This is a genomic window from Streptomyces formicae (assembly GCF_002556545.1).
Classification (GTDB): Bacteria; Actinomycetota; Actinomycetes; order Streptomycetales; family Streptomycetaceae; genus Streptomyces; species Streptomyces formicae_A.
Window position 1 is genome coordinate 2,864,438 of the sequence record NZ_CP022685.1, and the last position, 19,470, is coordinate 2,883,907.

20 protein-coding genes are annotated in these 19,470 nt (G+C 72.3%); 13 read left to right on the top strand and 7 right to left on the bottom strand.

The genetic code is table 11. From position 1 onward, the window contains the following. Positions 1 to 296 precede the first annotated feature (296 nt). Together proP and KY5_RS12090 are read left to right on the top strand one after the other, a co-directional pair. Positions 297 to 1,736 carry a glycine betaine/L-proline transporter ProP gene (gene proP, locus KY5_RS12085; RefSeq protein WP_418952763.1) on the top strand — a complete coding sequence of 480 codons (1,440 nt, stop codon included), beginning with the start codon at positions 297 to 299 and terminating at the stop codon, positions 1,734 to 1,736. A 306-nt stretch (positions 1,737 to 2,042) separates the two neighbouring features. Then, a complete protein-coding gene (locus KY5_RS12090; protein WP_098242246.1) occupies positions 2,043 to 2,711 on the top strand; it encodes an O-methyltransferase in 669 nt (222 codons plus the stop codon). A 44-nt stretch (positions 2,712 to 2,755) separates the two neighbouring features. On the opposite strand, the gene KY5_RS12095 is transcribed toward KY5_RS12090, so the two are convergent. Next, positions 2,756 to 3,148 (bottom strand): FHA domain-containing protein, encoded by a 393-nt coding sequence (locus KY5_RS12095; RefSeq protein WP_098242247.1) that lies wholly within the window; start codon positions 3,146 to 3,148, stop codon positions 2,756 to 2,758. A gap of 289 nt (positions 3,149 to 3,437) precedes the next feature. Here KY5_RS12095 and KY5_RS12100 point away from each other — a divergent pair, with 289 nt between their 5' ends. From KY5_RS12100 to KY5_RS12115, 4 genes are all read left to right on the top strand, one after another. Next, positions 3,438 to 4,085 carry a hypothetical protein gene (locus tag KY5_RS12100; protein ID WP_199843040.1) on the top strand — a complete coding sequence of 216 codons (648 nt, stop codon included), beginning with the start codon at positions 3,438 to 3,440 and terminating at the stop codon, positions 4,083 to 4,085. Continuing rightward, positions 4,078 to 4,572: a hypothetical protein gene (locus KY5_RS12105; protein ID WP_098242248.1), complete on the top strand. Its 495-nt coding sequence runs from the start codon at positions 4,078 to 4,080 to the stop codon at positions 4,570 to 4,572. The genes KY5_RS12100 and KY5_RS12105 overlap by 8 nt, the downstream gene beginning before the upstream one ends. Positions 4,573 to 4,632: 60 nt before the next feature. Then, positions 4,633 to 4,974: an antibiotic biosynthesis monooxygenase family protein gene (locus KY5_RS12110; protein WP_098242249.1), complete on the top strand. Its 342-nt coding sequence runs from the start codon at positions 4,633 to 4,635 to the stop codon at positions 4,972 to 4,974. A 128-nt stretch (positions 4,975 to 5,102) separates the two neighbouring features. After that, the gene (locus tag KY5_RS12115) at positions 5,103 to 5,657 is read left to right on the top strand and encodes a GNAT family N-acetyltransferase (RefSeq protein ID WP_098242250.1); all 555 of its coding nucleotides are present in this window, start codon (positions 5,103 to 5,105) and stop codon (positions 5,655 to 5,657) included. Here the strand turns inward: KY5_RS12115 and KY5_RS12120 are convergent. Beyond that, positions 5,640 to 7,724, bottom strand: a complete 2,085-nt coding sequence (locus KY5_RS12120) for an MDR family MFS transporter (RefSeq protein ID WP_098242251.1) — start codon at positions 7,722 to 7,724, stop codon at positions 5,640 to 5,642. The genes KY5_RS12115 and KY5_RS12120 overlap by 18 nt on opposite strands. 170 nt (positions 7,725 to 7,894) lie before the next feature. Between KY5_RS12120 and KY5_RS12125 the strand changes: the two genes are divergently transcribed. Beyond that, positions 7,895 to 8,866 (top strand): peptidoglycan-binding protein, encoded by a 972-nt coding sequence (locus tag KY5_RS12125; protein WP_098242252.1) that lies wholly within the window; start codon positions 7,895 to 7,897, stop codon positions 8,864 to 8,866. A 59-nt stretch (positions 8,867 to 8,925) separates the two neighbouring features. Here the strand turns inward: KY5_RS12125 and KY5_RS12130 are convergent, their stop codons facing one another. Beyond that, a complete protein-coding gene (locus KY5_RS12130) occupies positions 8,926 to 9,594 on the bottom strand; it encodes an HAD-IA family hydrolase (RefSeq protein WP_098242253.1) in 669 nt (222 codons plus the stop codon). 256 nt (positions 9,595 to 9,850) lie between these two features. Beyond that, complete coding sequence (locus KY5_RS12135) at positions 9,851 to 10,432, bottom strand: TMEM165/GDT1 family protein (protein ID WP_098242254.1); 582 nt, start codon at positions 10,430 to 10,432, stop codon at positions 9,851 to 9,853. 486 nt (positions 10,433 to 10,918) lie between these two features. Here KY5_RS12135 and KY5_RS12140 point away from each other — a divergent pair, with 486 nt between their 5' ends. The 4 genes from KY5_RS12140 (at position 10,919) to KY5_RS12155 (ending at position 15,997) form a co-directional block, all read left to right on the top strand. Continuing rightward, entirely contained in the window at positions 10,919 to 11,566 is a 648-nt protein-coding gene (locus KY5_RS12140; RefSeq protein WP_098242255.1) for an HNH endonuclease family protein, read from the top strand. Positions 11,567 to 11,670: 104 nt separating this feature from the next. After that, on the top strand, positions 11,671 to 13,347 hold the full coding sequence (locus KY5_RS12145) for an alkaline phosphatase D family protein (protein ID WP_098242256.1): 1,677 nt from the start codon (positions 11,671 to 11,673) through the stop codon (positions 13,345 to 13,347). A 202-nt stretch (positions 13,348 to 13,549) separates the two neighbouring features. Then, positions 13,550 to 15,496: an FAD/NAD(P)-binding protein gene (locus KY5_RS12150; RefSeq protein WP_234363169.1), complete on the top strand. Its 1,947-nt coding sequence runs from the start codon at positions 13,550 to 13,552 to the stop codon at positions 15,494 to 15,496. A gap of 48 nt (positions 15,497 to 15,544) precedes the next feature. Further along, on the top strand, positions 15,545 to 15,997 hold the full coding sequence (locus KY5_RS12155) for a DoxX family protein (RefSeq protein WP_098242258.1): 453 nt from the start codon (positions 15,545 to 15,547) through the stop codon (positions 15,995 to 15,997). 82 nt (positions 15,998 to 16,079) lie between these two features. On the opposite strand, the gene KY5_RS12160 is transcribed toward KY5_RS12155, so the two are convergent. Continuing rightward, positions 16,080 to 16,730 carry a superoxide dismutase family protein gene (locus KY5_RS12160; RefSeq protein WP_098242259.1) on the bottom strand — a complete coding sequence of 217 codons (651 nt, stop codon included), beginning with the start codon at positions 16,728 to 16,730 and terminating at the stop codon, positions 16,080 to 16,082. Positions 16,731 to 16,960: 230 nt separating this feature from the next. Here KY5_RS12160 and KY5_RS12165 point away from each other — a divergent pair, with 230 nt between their 5' ends. Continuing rightward, positions 16,961 to 17,572: a DedA family protein gene (locus KY5_RS12165; RefSeq protein ID WP_098247201.1), complete on the top strand. Its 612-nt coding sequence runs from the start codon at positions 16,961 to 16,963 to the stop codon at positions 17,570 to 17,572. Between the two features lie 73 nt (positions 17,573 to 17,645). Here KY5_RS12165 and KY5_RS12170 read toward each other — a convergent pair whose 3' ends face one another. Together KY5_RS12170 and KY5_RS12175 are read right to left on the bottom strand one after the other, a co-directional pair. Beyond that, positions 17,646 to 17,873: a DUF2277 domain-containing protein gene (locus tag KY5_RS12170; protein ID WP_098242260.1), complete on the bottom strand. Its 228-nt coding sequence runs from the start codon at positions 17,871 to 17,873 to the stop codon at positions 17,646 to 17,648. Between the two features lie 113 nt (positions 17,874 to 17,986). Continuing rightward, positions 17,987 to 18,856 carry a hypothetical protein gene (locus tag KY5_RS12175; RefSeq protein WP_199843041.1) on the bottom strand — a complete coding sequence of 290 codons (870 nt, stop codon included), beginning with the start codon at positions 18,854 to 18,856 and terminating at the stop codon, positions 17,987 to 17,989. Between the two features lie 149 nt (positions 18,857 to 19,005). Here KY5_RS12175 and KY5_RS12180 point away from each other — a divergent pair, with 149 nt between their 5' ends. Next, positions 19,006 to 19,365 carry a hypothetical protein gene (locus tag KY5_RS12180; protein WP_098242261.1) on the top strand — a complete coding sequence of 120 codons (360 nt, stop codon included), beginning with the start codon at positions 19,006 to 19,008 and terminating at the stop codon, positions 19,363 to 19,365. Positions 19,366 to 19,470 lie beyond the last annotated feature (105 nt).

Consider the following 19,470-nt stretch of genomic DNA (forward strand, 5'->3'; position numbering starts at 1 on the left):
GCGGCCATACCGCTTTCTATCGGCTTTTGTTCACCGCCGCCCCGCCGAGTACCCGGCCGTCCGGTTCCTGACGTGCGGTTCCCGCCCCGCTCCGCGACATAGATCACAAGGGCGACTTGTCCGCACTACCGATGGAAACGCCGTTTGACCTGGATAGCAGCGGTTTTCCGGCCCTGCGCGGTCGGCCGGGCACCGACCGTAACGATGGCCGATGCACCTATGGTCGCTTTCGGGCCGCCCCGGTTTCCGTGGGCGGCCCTGTCCTTGTCGTCGACCGAGAGCAGGCGAGCGAACCCTTGGTGAGCGCCACAGCCATCGCACCCAGCGAGACCGGAGCCGCCGCGCGGCCCCGGCACGGAACAGCCCAGGACGTCACCGTCACCGATCCCGCGATGGTCAAGCGCGCGGTGAAGGCGGCCGCCCTCGGCAACGCGATGGAGTGGTTCGACTTCGGCGTCTACAGCTACATCGCCGTGACGCTGGGCAAGGTCTTCTTCCCCTCGGGCAACCCCACCGCCCAGCTGCTCTCCACCTTCGGCGCCTTCGCCGCGGCCTTCCTGATCCGCCCGCTGGGCGGCATGGTCTTCGGCCCGCTCGGCGACCGCGTGGGCCGCCAGAAGGTGCTCGCCCTCACCATGATCATGATGGCGGCGGGCACGTTCGCGATCGGCCTGATCCCCTCGTACGCCACGATCGGCGTCTGGGCACCGATCATGCTCCTGCTCGCCCGCCTGGTGCAGGGCTTCTCCACGGGCGGCGAGTACGCCGGTGCCTCCACGTTCATCGCGGAGTACGCCCCCGACAAGAAGCGCGGCTTCCTCGGCAGCTGGCTGGAGTTCGGCACGCTCGCGGGCTACATCGGTGGCGCGGGCCTCGTCACCCTGATGACGGCGCTGCTCTCCTCCGACGACCTGCTCTCCTGGGGCTGGCGCATCCCGTTCCTCATTGCGGGTCCGATGGGCCTGATCGGCCTCTACCTGCGCATGAAACTCGAAGAGACCCCGGCGTTCGCCGCCGAGCTGGAGAAGGCCCACAAGAACGAGCAGACCCGCGCCAAGGTGCGGCTGCGCGACATGGTGACGGGCCAGTGGAAGGCCCTGCTCCTCTGCATGGGCCTGGTCCTGGTCTTCAACGTCACCGACTACATGCTGCTCTCGTACATGCCCAGCTACCTCACCAGCGAGCTGAAGTACGACGAGACGCACGGCCTCCTGGTCATCCTGGCCGTGATGGCGCTGATGATGTGCGTCCAGCCGTTCGCCGGCGCCCTCACCGACCGCGTCGGCCGCCGCCCGGTGATCGCCGCGGGCTGCGCGGGCTTCTTCCTGCTCTCCGTCCCCGCCCTCCTCCTGATCCGCGAGGGCTCCCTCTGGGCGATCGCCCTCGGCCTCGGCGCGCTCGGCCTCCTCCTGGTCTGCTTCACGGCCTCGATGCCGTCGACCCTCCCCGCGCTCTTCCCCACGAAGGTCCGCTACGGCTCCCTCTCGATCGGCTTCAACATCTCCGTCTCGATCTTCGGCGGCACGACCCCCCTGGTGGTCACGGCCCTGATCGGCGCGACCGGCGACAAGATGATGCCCGCGTACTACATGATGGCCGCGGCGGTGATCGGCGGAATAGCGGTCTGGTTCATGACGGAATCGGCCCGCGCCCCACTGCCGGGTTCGCCTCCGGCGGTGGAAACGGAGAGGGAGGCGATGGCCCTGAGGCGCACATCCAGCCCCTCCGGCGATTGAGGAACGGGGCCCGGGCGGGGCAAATTCAGCCCCTCCGGCGATTGAGGAGCGGGGTCCGGGGCAGAGCCCCGAGGCACGGCACCCGGCTCCAAGTGCCCGAGGGAGGCAAATTCAGCCCCTCCGGCGATTGAGGAGCGGGGTCCGGGGCGGAGCCCCGAGGCATGGCACCCGCCTCCAGCAGCCCGAGGGAGGCACAGACTCACCCCCACCGACCCCAGCATGCGCACCCCCACTGACAATCGACCGCTCCCCCAGTAGCCTCCTTAGGGAAACTAACTAGGCAGTCGAAGGGAACGTACGCACCACATGACTCAGCAACAGTGGAACTCCGTCGACGACTACTTCACCGGCCTCCTCACCCCGCACGACGACGCCCTGACCGCCGCCCTGCGCGACAGCGACGAGGCCGGACTCCCGCACATCAACGTCGCCCCGAACCAGGGCAAACTGCTCCAGCTGCTCGCCCAGATCCAGGGCGCCCGCCGCATCCTGGAGATCGGCACGCTCGGCGGCTACAGCACCATCTGGCTGGGCCGCGCACTGCCCGAAGACGGCCACCTCGTCACCCTCGAATACAGCCCCGAGCACGCCTCCGTGGCCCGCGGCAACCTCGCCCGCGCCGGACTCGACAAGCTCGCGGAGGTCCGCGTCGGCCCCGCCCTCGACTCGCTCACCGCGCTCGCCGCCGAGCACCCCGAGCCCTTCGACCTCGTCTTCATCGACGCGGACAAGGCCAACAACCCGCACTACGTGGAGTGGGCGCTCGAACTCACCCGCCCCGGCAGCCTGATCGTCCTCGACAACGTCGTCCGCGGCGGCGCCGTCACGGACGGCACCAGCACCGACGCGAGCGTGCGGGGCACCCGCGCCGCGCTGGAACTCATGGCGAACCACCCGAAGTTGAGCGCCACAGCGCTGCAGACGGTGGGCACCAAGGGGTACGACGGCTTCGCGCTGGCCCGCGTGAGCGACTGACCGACCGCCCGCACCGGGGGCGACCACCTCGCCCCCTCTCACGCTCAACTCTCGTGGAAGAAGCCCACGTTCACGCTGCGCGGCCCCCACCTGTCCTGGATGACGACCTCGCCGGAACCGCCTCGGGGAAGCGGTTCCGTCGCCCCGTACGCGAGGGGCCGCGCCACTCCCTGCGACACCACCCGCACCTCGGACGCCGGGTCGGAGTTCGAGCCGCGCAGCCAGGTCACCGCCCAGACCCCGTCGGGCCCGCAGCGGAACTCCAGGTGCGCCCGCGAGACGAACAGCCAGTCGTCGGGCGTCACGAGCCCGCACACGCCCCGGTCACGCCCCACCCGCAGCACCGCGCCCGGCTCGCTCGACGCGTCGGCCATGTGCATGCCCGCGGTCGCACCGGAATCGGCCCCGGACACCGAGGCCATGGTCAGCTCCAGCACGTACGTACGCTCCTTCGACTCACGCCACACAACCAACGACTCACCGCGCCGCCGCATCTTAGGTCGGCCACCCGCACCAGCACACCCTCCCTGGGACAATGCCCCCATGACTGAACGCAAGCCACCTGGAGTGAACTTCGCGTCCTGGATCGGCTAGCAGAAGCCGACCCGGCCCGCCGTTTACCTCCGTTTGACGCGGCGCTTCCTGGCAACTCGCCCCGGGGACACGCGCCGGGGCCGCACGCGGGCCCCGGCACTCAGGCCCACTCCCCCGGGAAGGCACTCACCCATGTCCACAGTCATGATCATCGTGCTGATCGCGGTCGTCGTGGTCCTAGCGGCCGCCACGGGCGTCGCGGTGGCCCGCGGCAGGCGCACGGGCGGCGGGCGCAGCCTGAAGCGGCGCTTCGGACCCGAGTACGACCGGGCCGTAGCCCGGCACGACGGCGACACCAGGGCCGCCGAGCGCGACCTCGGCGAGCGTGTGAAGCGGCACGGCTCGCTGCGGACGCTGCCGCTCGACCCCGCGGCGCGCGAACGGTACGCGGCCCGCTGGACCGTCGCCCAGGAGCGCTTCGTCGAATCGCCGAGCGAGGCGGTGGCGGAGGCGGACCGGCTCGTCGCCGAACTGGCCGGTGCCCGCGGCTTCCCCGACAGCGGTCACTACGAGGACCAGCTCGACGCCCTCTCCGTGCACCACGCCCACCACGTCCACGGCTACCGCAGCGTGCACCGCGCGGCCCTCGGCGCGACGGGCACCCAGGAGAACAAGGCAGGGACCGAGGAGTTGCGCGCGGCGATGGTCGAGGCGCGGGCGCTCTTCGACGACCTCCTCGAGGACAAGGGCGACCGCTCCACCACGCGCCCCGGCTCCGACAAGCACACGACCGGCAAGCGCTCGACCGGCATCACCCGAAGGGGAGTTCAGCATGGCTGACACAGCGCTCTTCCCGTCCGGAGAACGCGACAAGCTGATCCTGCGCCTCCAGAACGCCGTGGGCGGTTTCGTGGACGGCCCTCGGGAAGCCGTGGAGGACGCCGATCGCGTCCTGGAGGACGCGATCCAGCACCTCACGGCGGCCCTGGCGGAACGCCGCCGCACGATCCGCACGTCCTGGCAGTCCACCCCGCACTCCCCCGCCCGGGAAACCCCGCGCGGCGAGGCGGCACCCTCCCCCTCCGCCCCTCCCACGGCGACCGCCCCCGAGGCGACCCTCGCCCCGGACCCGGCCCTCGCCCACAAGGAAGCGACCGGAACCACGGAACGGACGGAACAGAAGACGGACCCGACGGACCCGACGGCCCCGCCGCGAACCACCGAAGCCACAGGAGCCACAGGAGCCACAGGAGCCACCGACACGGAACAGCTCCGCCTGGCCCTCCGCGACTACCGCGAGACGACCGAGCGCCTGCTCCAGGTCTAGGTCTAGGTCTAGGACCGCACCGACGGCACCAGGACCGGGCCCGTGCGGCAGGATGGCCGCATGAGCATCGTGAAGATCAACGCCCTCACCGTCCCCGAGGAACAGCGCGAAGTCCTGGAGAAGCGCTTCTCCTCCCGCGCGGGCTCGGTGGAGAACTCCGACGGCTTCGAGTGGTTCGAACTGCTGCGCCCCATCGAAGGCACCGACCAGTACCTCGTCTACACCCGCTGGCGCGACGAGGCCGCCTTCCAGGCGTGGATGGAGGGTCCCATGAAGGCCGCTCACCAGCAGGGCCCGCAGGGCGACGGTGGGGGCGAGGGCGGCGAGCGGCCCAAGCCCGCCGCCTCCGGATCCACCCTCTGGTCCTTCGAGGTCGTCCAGCAGGCCGCGCCCAAGAGCTGACCCGCACGGGACGGCGACCGGCACTGGCACCAGCACCGGCACCGGCACCGGCACCGGCACCGGCAAGATCGCGCCCCGCGAGCAAACCCGCTTGCGGGGCGCCGCCCGTCGCGCCCCAGAATGGCACCATGACCACCGACTCCCCGGCCAACTCCCCGCTCCGCGCCGCCTCCTGGACCGTCGCCCCCGAGCCGTACGACTCTCCCGCCGCCGCCGCGCTCTGGCGCGCGTACTACACAGAGGTCAGCGACCGCTGGTACCAACTGCACGAGGGCCGTCCCACGGACCCCGAGGAGCTGGAGCGCGAGGTCGCCGCGGAGACGGGGGCCGATCTCGCGCCGCCGGACGGGGTGCTGCTCATCGGGCGGTACGGCGGCGAGCCCGGGGCCACTGCGGGCGTGCGACTGTTCGACCCTGCGACCGCGGAGCTCACCCGCGTCTTCGTACGGGAGGACCTGCGCGGCAAGGGCGGCGCCCCCGTCATCCTGGCCGCCGCCGAGGACGCGGCCCGCGCGCTCGGCGCGGAGCGCATCGTCCTGGACACCCGCACCGACCTGGTGGAGGCCCGTGCCCTGTACGCGCGGCACGGGTACGAGGAGATCGAGCCGGTCGTCGTGGACCGTCAGTTCGCCGACCACTGGTACGGCAAGAAGCTCGCCCCGGGTTCAGCCGACGCGCGCTGACGCCGCCCCGTCCTGGGGCCGCTCCGACTCCGAACCGCACAGTCCCGCGCTGAGTTCCTCGACGAGCCGGGTCAGGTCGGTGGGCCGTTCCGGTCCCCACCAGTCGCCGAGCAGCTCGGACAGGGACTCCTCGCGGGCCTTGGCCAGTCCGTCCGCGACCTCCCTGCCCCGCTCGGTCAGGCGCATCTCCAGGCCCTCGCGTTCGGCGAGGCGGCGCTCCTCGACCTGGCGGGCGGCCGCCGTGACGACGGTCAGCGGCACCGTGGTGCCCTCGGCGAGCACGGCGGGTTCGACGGTGCCGTGCCTGGCCATGCGCAGGAGCAGCCAACTGGCCGCGGGCAGCAGGTCGTAGCCCGCGCGCTCGGTGATCCGCTCGTAGATCTCGCGGCGTCCCTCCCGCGTCCCGAGCACGGAGAGGGCCCGCGCGCACTCGTCGTACGACGAACGTTCCACGGGGTTGCTGGCGAGGGTCTGGGTGGGGTCGGGCGCCGTGACCGAGCCGCGCAGCGGGTCCTCCTTCAGGAACCAGGCGAGGACGAAGGCGACCAGGGCGACCGGCGCCGCGTACAGGAAGACGTCCGTGATCGACGAGGCGTAGGCGTGCAGGGCGCTCGGGCGGAGATCGGCGGGGAGCCGCGCGATGCCGCGCGGGTCCGACTCCAGCGCGCCCACGCTCACTCCCGGCGGCAACCGCTGCCCTGCGAGGGCGTCGGTGAGCTTGTCGCCGAGCCGGTTGGTGAAGATCGTGCCGAAGATCGCCACGCCGAAGGAGGCGCCGATGGAACGGAAGAAGGTCGCGCCCGACGTGGCCACGCCCAGGTCCTCGTAACTGACGGCGTTCTGCACGATGAGGACGAGCACCTGCATGACCAGGCCGAGGCCGAGGCCGAAGACGAAGAAGTAGGCGCTCATCTCCAGGGTGGGGCTGTTCTCGTTCAGCTGGTGGAGCAGGAGCAGGCCGAGCGTCGTCACCGCCGTGCCCGCCACGGGGAAGACCTTCCAGCGGCCCGTACGGCTGACGATCTGGCCGGAGGCGGTCGTCGACAGGAGCATGCCCGCCACCATCGGCAGCATGTGGACGCCGGACATGGTGGGCGTCACGCCCTGCACGACCTGGAGGAACGTCGGCAGGTAGGTCATCGCCCCGAACATCGCGAAGCCCACGATGAAGCTGATGACGGCGGAGAGCGTGAAGGTGCGGATCCGGAAGAGCTTCAGCGGAAGCACCGGCTCCACGGCCTTCCTCTCCACGGAGACGAACGCGAACGCGAGGAGCACGCCGAGCACCGCGAGCCCGATGATCTGCGGCGAGCCCCAGCCCCAGGTGGTGCCGCCGAGCGAGGCGACGAGCACCAGACAGGTGGCGACGGACGCGATGAGGAAGGTGCCCAGGTAGTCGATGGTGTGCTTGGTGTCGCGCACCGGGATGTGCAGGGTGGTCGCGATGACGACGAGGGCGATCACGCCGATGGGCAGGTTGACGTAGAACACCCAGCGCCAGCTGAGGTGTTCGGTGAAGAGCCCGCCGAGCAGCGGTCCGAGGACGCTGGTCGCGCCGAAGACCGCGCCGAACAGGCCCTGGTACTTGCCGCGTTCGCGCGGTGGGACGAGGTCGCCGACGATCGCCATGGAGAGCACCATGAGCCCGCCGCCGCCCAGGCCCTGGAGGGCGCGGAAGCCGATGAGCTGCGGCATGTTCTGCGCCATGCCGCAGAGCGCCGAGCCCACCAGGAAGATCACGATCGCGGTCAGGAACAGCTTCTTGCGGCCGTACTGGTCGCCGAGCTTGCCCCACAGCGGTGTCGCGGCCGTCGCGGCGAGCATGTACGCGGTGACGACCCAGGACAGGTGGTCCATGCCGCCGAGGTCGCTGACGATGGTCGGCAGCGCGGTCGAGACGATGGTCTGGTCGAGGGCCGCGAGCAGCATGCCGAGGAGCAGCGCGCCGATGGAGACAAGGACCCCGCCGTGCGCGTGACCGTCCACCGGCGGTCCGGGGACGGGTACGGGAACGGGTTCGGGTCTGGGTTCCGGCCCGGCGGCCCGTGCGCTCGCGTCCTGCGTCATGGACAACCTCCTGAGGGCGCCGCCCGGGGCCCTTGCTGCGGGCACCTGCCGCAGTGCCTCCCTCTCCATCCTGGTCCGACTCGCCGGTTATGGCCTGTTGAAGGGGGAGCGGGGTCTGCATAATCGCTGGAGTTCTCGGGGCGGTCGCGACACGAGAGGGGCGGGGGCCCATGAGTGGACAGGACGCACAGGAGACACCCGGCGGGCAGGGCGGGCAGCAGTGTCCCGAGTGCGGGGCGACGCGTGCGGCGGGGAGCGCCCCGGAGTGCGGCTGCACCCGGCGGGCCGCCGAGCAGGCACGCAGGACGCGGTCCACGGAGGCGGCGGCCGCGGAGGACTTCGATCCGCTGCGGATCAGGCCCTACGTGTCGCTGCCGGAGCCCGAAGGATCGTCGGACCAGGCCGACGTGCGCCTCTTCGCGGCCTCCCGCGACCGGGAGCGGACCGCCGCGAGCACGCCGTCCCCCGCGTACGAGGACGGGGGCGGGTCTCCCGCCGAGGGCGGGGACGGAAAGGGGAACGGGGAGGGGCGCGGGACCGGGGATCCGGGCGGCGACGCGGCCCGCAAGCGCCGCTACATGCTGCTCGCCGGGGCCGTCGCGGTGGCTGCGGTGACCGCCGCCACCGTCTTCACGACCGGACTCTTCTCCTCGGCGGCCGACCGGCCGACCAGGGACCTCGCGCTGCCCGACGCGCCGACGGCGGCGGCTCCGCGCACGCCCGCGAGCCGCCCGACGCCCTCCCCCTCGGCGGAGCGACCGTCCGCTCCCCCCTCACGCGTCCCGTCCGTCACACCGAGCGCGACACGGCCGCCGCCGTCGCCGAGCCGCTCGGAGCGGCGGACGTCGGCGCCGCCGAGCCTGCCGACGGCCCGCGCGACGGGTTCGGTGGGTGCGTCGGAGCCCAGCAGGTCCGCGGGCGCCGTGCTGCGCGAGGGCGACGAGGGCCCGCGCGTGAAGGAGCTCCAGGGCAGGCTCGCGCAGCTGTACTTGTACGAGGGCGAGCCGGACGGGACGTACGGCCCCGAGGTCACCTACGCCGTGACGCGCTACCAGTGGGCCCGCGGGCTCACCGGCGACCGCCTCGGCGAGTACGGCGACGAGACGCGCCGCAGCCTGGAGTCGGAGACGGAGGAGCCCTAGCCCCCCAGCCCACGAGGACGCCCCACGCAGAAACCCTCGGGGAAGTCCTCGGAGAAGCCTCAGCCGAAGGTCAGCCGGAGCCCTTCCTCACCCGCGTCCGCGACCCGCACCCCCGTCAGGTCGTCCACGTGCACGGTCGGCCCGAACCGCGCGGCCCTGGGCCCCACGCCCACGACCCGCATGCCCGCGGCACGACCGGCGAGTATGCCCGCCTCGGAGTCCTCGAAGACCACGCAGTCCGCCGGGTCGAAGCCGAGCTCGGCTGCGCCCTTGAGGAATCCCTCGGGGTCCGGCTTGCTCGCGCCGACGCTCTCGGCGGTCACCCGCACCTCCGGCAGGGCGAGGCCCGCCGCGGCCATCCGCCCGGTGGACAGCGGCACGTCGGCGGAGGTCACGAGCGCGTGCGGCAGTCCCACGAGGGACGCCATGAAGGCGGGCGCGCCGGGGACCGGTACGACGCCCTCCATGTCGGAGGTCTCCGCGGCGAGCATCTCGCGGTTCTCGGCGTGGTTCTCCGCCATGGGCCGCTCGGGCAGCAGCACCGCCATGGAGGCGTAGCCCTGCCGTCCGTGGACGACCTCGATGACCTCGTCGAAGTCGAGTCCGTGCTTCTCGGACCAGCGCCGCCAGCAGCGCTCGACGACGGCGTCGGAGTTGACGAGGGTGCCGTCCATGTCGAGGAGGACGGCCCGGGCGGTGAGGGCGGGGGCGGCGGTCGTGGCCGTCATCGGCGTACTCCAGAGCGCAGAGGGCGTGTGCTGGTCCGCGCGTTCCGCAGCCGGAGGCTCCGAAGGCGCGGAGCAGAGATGCAGGGAGATCCAAGGCAGCCCCGCCCGCCGGTCAGGGAATACGGGCGGAGCCACTTTGTTCCTGCACGGTACAAAACGAGGGCCGCAAAAGCCAACGCCGCAGGTCACGGCGGTCAAGCGGCACGAAACGGACCGACTCGGACAAGCGCCACGGAATCAGCCGGGCGCCACGGGATCAGCCCGCGATCGCCTCGTACAGGCTCCACACGCCGAGCCCGAGCATCAGCACCGCCGCGATCTTCGTGATCAGCGCCAGCGGCACCCGCTTCATCAGCGCCTTGCCGCCGACGATGCCGAGTCCCGCGACCGCCCACAGCGCGAGCACCGCGCCCAGGCCGACGGAGATCGGGTCGTCGTAGCGGGCGGCCAGGTTCGCGGTCATGATCTGCGTCAGATCGCCGAACTCGGCGACCAGGATGAGCATGAAGCCCGCCCCCGAGACCTTCCAGAAGCTCTGGTCCTTGGGCTCCTTGACCTCCTCGTCGTCATCGCCGCCCTTGAGCAGGAGCATCGCGGCGCCGCCGAGGAAGAGGACGCCCGTCAGCGCGTGGAGCAGCTGTTGCGGCAACAGGGTGAGCACGCTGCCCGCCGCGACGGCGAGCACCACGTGGACGGTGAAGGCGGCGGCGACGCCGACGAAGACGTACGAGGCGCGGTAGCGCGTGCCGAGGACGAGACCCGCCAGCGCCGTCTTGTCCGGCAGCTCGGCAAGGAAGACGACGCCGAAGACGAGCGCCATCACGCTGATGCTGATCAAGGGTTCCTCAATCGGTCGGGCTGCCCCGCCGAGAGTGTTTCACCGTTTCGCGTACGACACCTCGGCACGGCAGCGCACACGGACGCACACGGATGTGCGCGTCGTGACGTACACGGGCGCGTACGTCAGGCACTGCGTTGCCGAAGGTCTCGCTGGCCTGCCCCGTGGGGCCTGCCTCCGGGCGCCGGCTCAGACGAGCTGAGCAGTATGTCGACGGTCCGGCGAAGAGCTACTCCCCTTCTGCGCCATCCATAGTACGGGACCCCGGACCACCCCCGACCAGGGCCTTTCGCCCCCTGCCCGAGTGACGTGGATCACTGCGGGACAACTGCGGCCGCACACGGCACATATGACACGGCGCCAGAACTCTTGAAGTCCGCACCCGATTGACGCGACCCTGTCATCGGATGCACATCCACAGGTAACCCAGCAACGCGACCATGGCCGCCCCACCGGCCAACTTCCCCCCACACCTAGGGAGTTCGCATGTCCGCTGTCTACGCGCGTCGATATGCCCGTTACGCCTCCGCCGCCGTCGTCCTCGCCTCCGCGGCCACCCTCCTCACCGGCTCGCCCGCCCAGGCCGCTCCCCCGGCCCCGGTCAGCGCCGCCACCGCCCGCACCTACCTCGGCGGGCTCACGGTCAAGGCCGAGGGCTCGTCCGACGGCTACAGCCGCGACAAGTTCCCGCACTGGAGCACCCAGTCCGGCGCCTGCAACACCCGCGAGGTCGTCCTCAAGCGCGACGGCACCAACGTCCAGCAGGACTCCAGCTGCGCCGCCACCTCGGGGACCTGGAAGTCCGCCTACGACGGCGCCACCTGGACCGCCGCGTCCGACCTCGACATCGATCACGTCGTGCCGCTCTCCGAGGCCTGGAAGTCCGGCGCCAACGCCTGGACCACCGCGCAGCGCGAGGGCTTCGCCAACGACCTGACCCGGCCCCAGCTGATCGCCGTCACCGACAACGTCAACCAGGCCAAGGGCGACAAGGACCCCGCCGAGTGGCTGCCGCCCACCGCCTCGTACCACTGCTACTACGCCCGGATGTGGGTGGACGTGAAGCACTACTACAAGCTCTCGGTGAACTCCGAGGAGAAGACCGCCCTCTCCTCGATCCTCAACGGCTGCTGATCCTCAAGGGCTGCTGATCCTCAAGGGCTGCCGAAATCCCGGAACCGCCCCGCCCTCCTCCGTCGTTCCGTACCGTACGGGACGACGGAGGAGAGTGATCATCTGTGGCACGGCTGCGCCTTGGTCCGCTGCTGAGGTACGTCGACGGTGACACGGCGACCGTCTGGGTCGAGGCCGACCGGCCCTGCGCCGCGGAGGTGCGGTGCGCGGACGGCGCGCGCGGCACCGCGCGCACGTTCCAGATCGCGGGCCACCACTACGCGCTGGTACCGGTCACGGGCCTCACCCCCGGCACCGAGACCGCCTACGAGGTGCACCTGGGCGAGCAGCCCGTCTGGCCGCCGCCCGACTCCCCCTTCCCCGCGAGCACGATCCGCACCCCCTCCACCACCGGCGACGAGGAGCTGCGGGTCACCTTCGGCTCCTGCCGCTGGGCCGCCCCGCCCTCCGGCGAACACGATCCTTCCCCAAGCTCTCGGCTCCGCTCGAGCAGGAGAGACCCCGTTGGCCCCGACGCCCTGGACACCCTGGCCGCCCGCATCTCCGCCGCCCCCGGCACGGAGCGCCCCGACGTCCTGCTCCTGCTCGGCGACCAGGTGTACGCGGACCAGACCTCCAAGGCCACCCAGCGCTGGCTCGCCGCACGCCGCGACCTGTCCGAGCCCCCGGGCGTCCAGGTCGCGGACTACGAGGAGTACACCCACCTCTACTACGAGTCCTGGCTCGACCCCGAGGTCCGCTGGCTGCTCTCCACCGTGCCCAGCTGCATGATCTTCGACGACCACGACGTGATCGACGATTGGAACACCAGTGCGGCCTGGCTGGCCGAGATGCGGGCCACGCCCTGGTGGCGCGAGCGCGTCCTGAGCGGCCTGATGTCGTACTGGGTCCACCAGCACCTGGGCAATCTCCGCCCGGAGGAGCTGGAGAGCGACGAGCTCTACGCCGCCGTGCGCGCGACCCCCGACGGCACGGACACCCTCCGCGCCTTCGCCGCCGCGGCCGACGCGGACGCCACCGCGACCCGCTGGAGCTACCGGCGGGACTTCGGACGGGTGCGCCTCCTCATGGTCGACACCCGCGCCGCCCGCGTCCTGGAAGAGGGCGGGCGCGCCATGCTCGACGCCGACGAGGCCCGCTGGCTGCGCGAACAGGCCCTGGCGGGCGACTGCGACCACCTCCTCATCGGCACCTCGCTGCCCTGGCTGCTCCCCCACCTCATCCACGACGCCGAGGGCTGGAACGCCGCGCTGTGCCGTGGCGAGCGCGGCGAGCGGTGGGCCCGGTTCGGCGAAGACCTGCGAAGACGCTCGGACTTGGAGCACTGGGCGGCCTTCCCGCCGTCCTTCGAGGCGCTCACCGCCCTGATCGCGGAGGCGGGTTCGGGCGCGACGGCCCCCGCCACGGTGTGCGTCCTCTCCGGCGACGTCCACCACGCCTACGTCGCCGAGCCGAGCTGGCCCGAGGGCGGCGCCCCCACGTCCCGCGTGCTCCAGCTGACCTGCTCCCCCGTCCACAACTCCATTCCCACGTCGATAAAGCTCGGCTTCCGCTTCGGCTGGAGCCGCGTGGGCCGCGCCCTGGGCCGCCGCTTCGCCCGGCACGCCAACGTGACGCAAGCGGGCATCGACTGGCGCCGGACGGGCGGCCCGTGGTTCGGCAACCAACTCATGACACTGACGCTGCGAGCCCGCACGGCCCACCTGCGGCTGGACCAGGCACGCGCCCGCAGGGGCGGCGGCGTCAGCCTGGAAACGGCGGACGAGAGGAAGCTCTCGTAAGACGCGCCCGCCACTCGTGACACACCCCACACCCGGAAATGGATCCTTGGCCAGGGGTTCGGCATCAGGGGTTCCACCGGCATGATGATGCGGACCATCCGCTTCCAGCGTTCCCTATGCCCCGGGAGTCACGCTTTTGTCCGCACCTGCACCCGCGCCGCTCCCACCCGCACCCCGCTCCCCCGCACCGGAAGCGACCGCCATCGCCCTGGTCGGCGCGGGCCCACGCGGCACCAGCGTGCTGGAACGGATCTGCGCGTCGGCCCCCGAACTCCTGGCCGGGACACGGCTGACGGTCCACGTCGTCGATCCCAGCCCGCCCGGCCCCGGCCGCGTCTGGCGCACGGCACAACCGCCCGAGCTCCTGATGAACACGGTCGCCTCACAGGTGACCCTCTTCACCGACGAGAGCGTCGACTGCTCGGGACCGATACGCCCGGGCCCCAGCCTGTACGAATGGGCGGCCGACGGCCACGCGCCCGGGCTCGGACCCGACGACTACCCGACCCGCGCCTGCTACGGCCGCTACCTGGAGTGGGTCTTCGCGGAAACGGTGCGCCACGCCCCCGACAGCGTGCACGTCCGGGTCCACGCGGCACGCGCCGTACGCCTCGACGAGAGCACCGAAGAAGGACCCCAGACCCTGACACTGGACAACGGCCTGCAACTGTCCGGGCTTTCGGCGGTCGTCCTCGCGCAGGGCCACCTCCCCACCCGCGCCGACCGCGCCGACCGCGCCCAACAGCACCTGGCGGAGCACGCCGCACGGCACGGCCTGCGCCACTTCCCGCCCGCCAACCCCGCCGACCTCGACCTGTCCTCGATCGCCCCCGGCGAACCCGTCCTGCTGCGCGGCCTCGGCCTCAACTTCTTCGACCACATGGCCCTGTTGACCGAGGCCCGAGGCGGCCGCTACCTGCGCGACGCGGCGGGCGGCCTGCGCTACGAGCCGTCGGGCCACGAGCCGCGCCTGTACGCGGGTTCGCGGCGCGGCGTCCCCTACCAGGCGCGCGGCGACAACGCGAAGGGCCCGTACGGGCGGCACAGGCCCGCGGTCCTCACGCCCGAGGTGATAGCCCGCTTCCGCAAGCGCGCGGACAGCGGGGACGCCCCCGACTTCCTGGGGGAGATATGGCCGTTGGTGGCCAAAGAGGTGGAAACGGTCTACTACACCACGCTGCTCACGGAGCACGAAGGCGGACCGACCCGGCTCACCCGCCCCGCCGAACCGTTCCGTGAGCGTTTTCTCGCCACGGACCACCAATCACCCCAAGAGGCCCTGGTCCTCGCGGAGTTCGGGATCGAGGACGCCGACCGCTGGTCCTGGGACCGCCTCTCGCACCCCCACCCCGACCAGGGCTTCACCTCCCCGGAAGCACACCGCGCCTGGCTGCTCACCCTGCTGCGGGAGGACGCCGCACAGGCCGCGCTCGGCAACGCGCAGGGCCCCCTGAAGGCCGCACTGGACGTCCTGAGGGACCTGCGCAACGAACTCAGACTCATCGTCGACCACGGGGGCCTGTCCGGCATCTCGCGCCGCGACCACCTCGACCGCTGGTACACACCGCTGAACGCGTTCCTGTCCATCGGCCCGCCGCGCCGCCGCACGGAAGAGATGACGGCACTGATCGAGGCGGGGGTCCTCGACGTGCTCGGCCCGCGCCTCACCGTGCGCCCGGACGGCGCCGGGTTCCTCGCGCACTCCCCCGACGTACCGGGCTCCGATGTGCGCGTCACCACACTGATCGAGGCCCGGCTGCCCGAGCCCGACCTGCGCCGCACCGCCGACGAACTGCTCGGACGGCTGCTCGACGGCGGCCGGTGCCGCCCCCATGCCGTCGACGGACACGAGACCGGCGGACTCGACGTGACGCCGCGCCCGTATCACCTGAGGGACCGTCAAGGCCGCGCGCACGCACGCCGGTTCGCGTTCGGGGTGCCCACAGAAGGGGTGCACTGGGTGACCGCGGCGGGCGCCAGGCCCGGCGTCGACTCGGTGACGCTGTCGGACGCGGACGCGGTGGCGCGGGCCGCGCTGCGCGCCACAACAGGTCATATCGCGCCACCGCCCGCGGCCCGCGCCGCCGCCCGAGCGGAGCACCCGACTGACCGAATGTTGAACTTGCAAGCACTAATTAGGTTCCCCTAATCTAGGCCCTCCGCTCGGTTCCGTCCCCAAACCGAAGGAGTCCCCACCATGACTGGACGTCTCAACAGCGCCCAGCCCTACGCCCTCGGGCTGTTCCGCATAGTCATCGGCCTGCTCTTCGCCTGCCACGGCGCCTCCACGCTCTTCGGCGTCCTCGGCGGCGCGGACGGCAACGGCGGCACCGTGGACGCGGGCACCTGGCCCGGCTGGTACGCGGCAGTGATCCAGCTCGTCGGCGGCGCCCTGGTCGCTCTCGGCCTCGGCACCCGCGCCGCGGCGTTCATCTCGTCCGGTTCGATGGCCTACGCCTACTTCAAGGTCCACCAGCCGGAGGCCCTGTGGCCCCTGCAGAACGGCGGCGAGCCGTCGGCGATCTTCTGCTGGGCGATGCTCCTGTTCGTCTTCACCGGCTCCGGCGCGTTCGGTATCGACCGGCTCTTCTCGGCGCGTGGCGAGCGCGACGAGGACAAGGCGTCCGACCGGACGCCGGTCGCGGCCTGAGCCTCGACGCACGGAGGAGCCCCCTTTCTCGTACGCACCCGGTACGAGGGAGGGGGCTCCTCCCTGTGCGCGTCACGCCACGTCACACTGCGGGCTGCTCCACGGTCTCCCCGGCCTCCACGGACTCCCCGGGCGGCGACCCGAACGGCACGGTGAAGCACGCCACCCGGTCGCCCGCGCCGCCCGGCTCCCGGTGCAGGACGACGGAGCCCGCGCCGCCCGGCCTGAACCCCCAGAGGTGGTGCGCGCTCGCCGACCCCGAGCCGTCCGCGCCCGCCGTGAAGTCCAGCCACACCTCGTTGTCCGGGTTGGCGTAGGCCGGGTCCTTCGACGGCTGCACCGGGTCCTGCACGTGCTGGTAGTGCCCACCGGCCGCCTCCGGACTCGCGCCGCACGGGTTCTGGTGGACGTGCACGCCGTACGCGTGGCCCGGCGTCATGCCCCGCACCCGCGCGGTCACGGTGGTGCCGCGCTCGTCGACGCGCTGTTCGACGCTGATCCAGGACGCGGCGGGGACGAGCCCCTGCTCGTACGTCACCGCGGGCGAGGGGATGAAGGCCGTGGGCGGCGCGAACCTGGCCTCCGCCCGCATCCAGTACTGGTCGGCCACCGCGGCGACGGCCACGCTGCTGGACAGCTCGCCGTCCGTTCCGCCGTCCGCGCCGTCGGGCACGCCGCCGCCCGCGGCCAGCACCGCCGCCGCCACCGCACCGGCCACCATCCCTGCCACCATCGCCCGCTCCTGTCATCGCCGGTCCCTGCAACGTTCGTACGGGACATGAGGGCGGTACGCCGCATCGGGGGTGGCAGCCGGGTGAACGTGACGTGGCGAACATCTGAGCCCCCAGCGGATCTACGACCGGGCGCGCGGCGTACGCTGTACAGCTGTCACCAGGCCGCCCACGCCGCTCCCCGCGACACAGCGGCAACGCGCTGCCGAACGGGGAGTCACGGGGAGTTGTGGTGCTTGAGAGTGTGGGGGCGCTGACCGGCAGCCCATGGATCTACGCCGTCGTGGCGGTTTCCGTCCTTTTCGACGTGTTCGTACCGGTCCTGCCGAGCGGCATGCTCGTCATCATGGCGGCCACCGCGGCGACCGCCGCCGGAACCGCGGGCGTCCCGCACGGCGTGCCCGACATCCTGCTCCTGACGCTCTGCGCGGCCACCGCCTCGGTCCTCGGCGACCTGGCGGCCTTCCGCGTCGCCTGGCGCGGCGGCGCACGCCTCGACCGCGCCATCGCCCGCTCCCGCCGCCTGACCAGCGCGCAGGAGCGGCTCGGCACGGCGCTCGCGCGGGGCGGCGGCGTCCTCGTGGTCATCGCGCGCTTCGCCCCGGCGGGCCGCTCGATCGTCTCCCTCGGCGCGGGCGCGGCCCACCGCAAGGTGCGCGAGTTCCTGCCGTGGTCGGTGCTCGCGGGCATCGCCTGGGCCGGGTACAGCGTCGCCCTCGGCTACTTCGGCGGCCAGTGGCTCGGCGCGACCTGGCTGGCCACGGGCGTCTCCCTGCTCGCGCTCTTCGCGGCGGGCGCGGGCGCGGCCTTCCTGGTCCGCCGCCCCCGCCCGTCGACGAGCTGACCTCCTGAGCCGACCGGCGGTCGCCCCCTAAGAGGCGCGTGCGGCCGCCCCTAAGAGGTGCGTGCGGCCGCCCCTAAGAGGTGCGTGCGGCCGCCCCACGCACCTCGATCCCGCCGAGCAACTCGGCGGTCGCCTCGGCGACGGCATCGACCGCACGGTCGAAGACCTCGCGGTTGTGCGCGGCGGGCGCACGGAACCCGGACACCTTCCGCACGTACTGAAGCGCGGCGGCCCGGATCTCCTCCTCGGTGGCGTCCTCGGGGATGGCGGGCGGACGGAGCGTCTTGATGCTTCGGCACATGCTTCCAGCTTGCCACCGCGCGGGGCGGGACGGCGGGGGTTCGCAGGGGCACCTGGCAAGCACCGCTCCACGACGGTTGGCGGCCGTCAGCCGACAGCCCGGCTCTCGGCGGCCTAGCGTCCCGGTGTCCCGCCGCCCGGCCCGTGCCCCGGCGCGAGAACCGGCGGGAAGGCAGGTTCGTCCGCGCCGGGAGCGGGATCGTCCGGCGGATCAGGGAAGTCGGCGAGGGCCAGCGGCACCTCGGCATCGCAGCTCGCGGCACCGCACTCACAGGCGAGGAGCCGGACCGTGCCCGCGAGGTCCCCGACCGTCCAGGGGCGGGCGAAGTACGCCGCGTGCTGGCGGACGACCGCGCGGTTGGCGTACCGAAGCAGCCGCGCCCGTTCCACCGCGCTCCCGGCCAGCGGCCCCACCGCCAGCGCGTCGGCGAAGAGCTTCTCGACCTCGGCGAAGGTGTCCGCCACGCTCCGCGTCCCGTCGACCACGAGCGTCCGGGCACCGGCCCGCGCCACCTCGGCCTCGATCTCCTCCAGCAGCAGCCGGTACAGCGCCGACACCCCCGCCCCGATGCCGCGTTCGGCGAGCCGGGCGCGCTGCACCTGCGGCGTCGGCATCAGCCACACCGAGTGGTCGCCCGCCCCCGCGACCCCGGGGGTGACGGGCGTGCCCTCGGCGACGGTCAGCGGCGCGCGGGGCAGCGCGCGCAGATCCTCGGTGATCATCGGACCGCGCTCGTGGTGCAGGGACATCGCGAGCAGCTCGTCCGGCGGCCGCGACCAGCGCTCGTCGGGCGGGAGCCGCTCCCACCGCGCGGCCGCCGCGTGCCCCGCGGCGAGCGCCCGGTCGCGGTGCTCCCAGGTGTGGACGTCGGCGCTGTAGCGGCGCAGCCCGTACCGCCGGGCGAGCAGCCGGGCCATCGTCGTCTTGCCCGCCCCCGGGGGCCCACCGATCCACACCACGGACCCCACCACGGCACCCGCCACGGACCCCTCCACCGGCGCTCAGCCCTTCCGCATACGTCCCGATCCACCCTGTTACGTCGTACGTCCGGTCAGTGAAGCATTCCGGACAGCCCAGGACTCGCCCCTCGTATCACTCGCCCATGAAATTCGAACAGGAGTAGCATTACCGCGTGCCTCCAACCCCTTCCCATGAATTCCCGAGCGACCTCCTCGCCGGCCAGGAGGAACTGCATCAGGTCCGCTCCGAGCTCCTGGCCCTGCTCAAGCGGCTCCCCTGGTCCGTCGAGCCGCTCGACGGCTTCAGCGACACCGGCGGCTGGCGCAAGGTGGAGCGGCCCGCGTCCCCCGGCTGGACCCCGGACGAACAGGCCGAGGTCGAGAAACTGCGCGCGCGGGAGCGGGAGTTGGCGGTCTTCGTGAGCTGCCACCGCTTCTGGGAACAGGTCTCGGGGCCCGAAGCGGTGCACGCGAGGGCCCGCCTCAAGCACGCCCACGAGACGACGGACGGCTCGCTGCCCGCAAGCCATTGACAGCCGCAGGCGGCGGGCGTTGACTCCTTCTCCTACGGATCGGGCCCGCTCTCCTGAACCGTCAGGACGCCGCGCCGCGGGCCCGACACATCCCGCCCCCGTGAA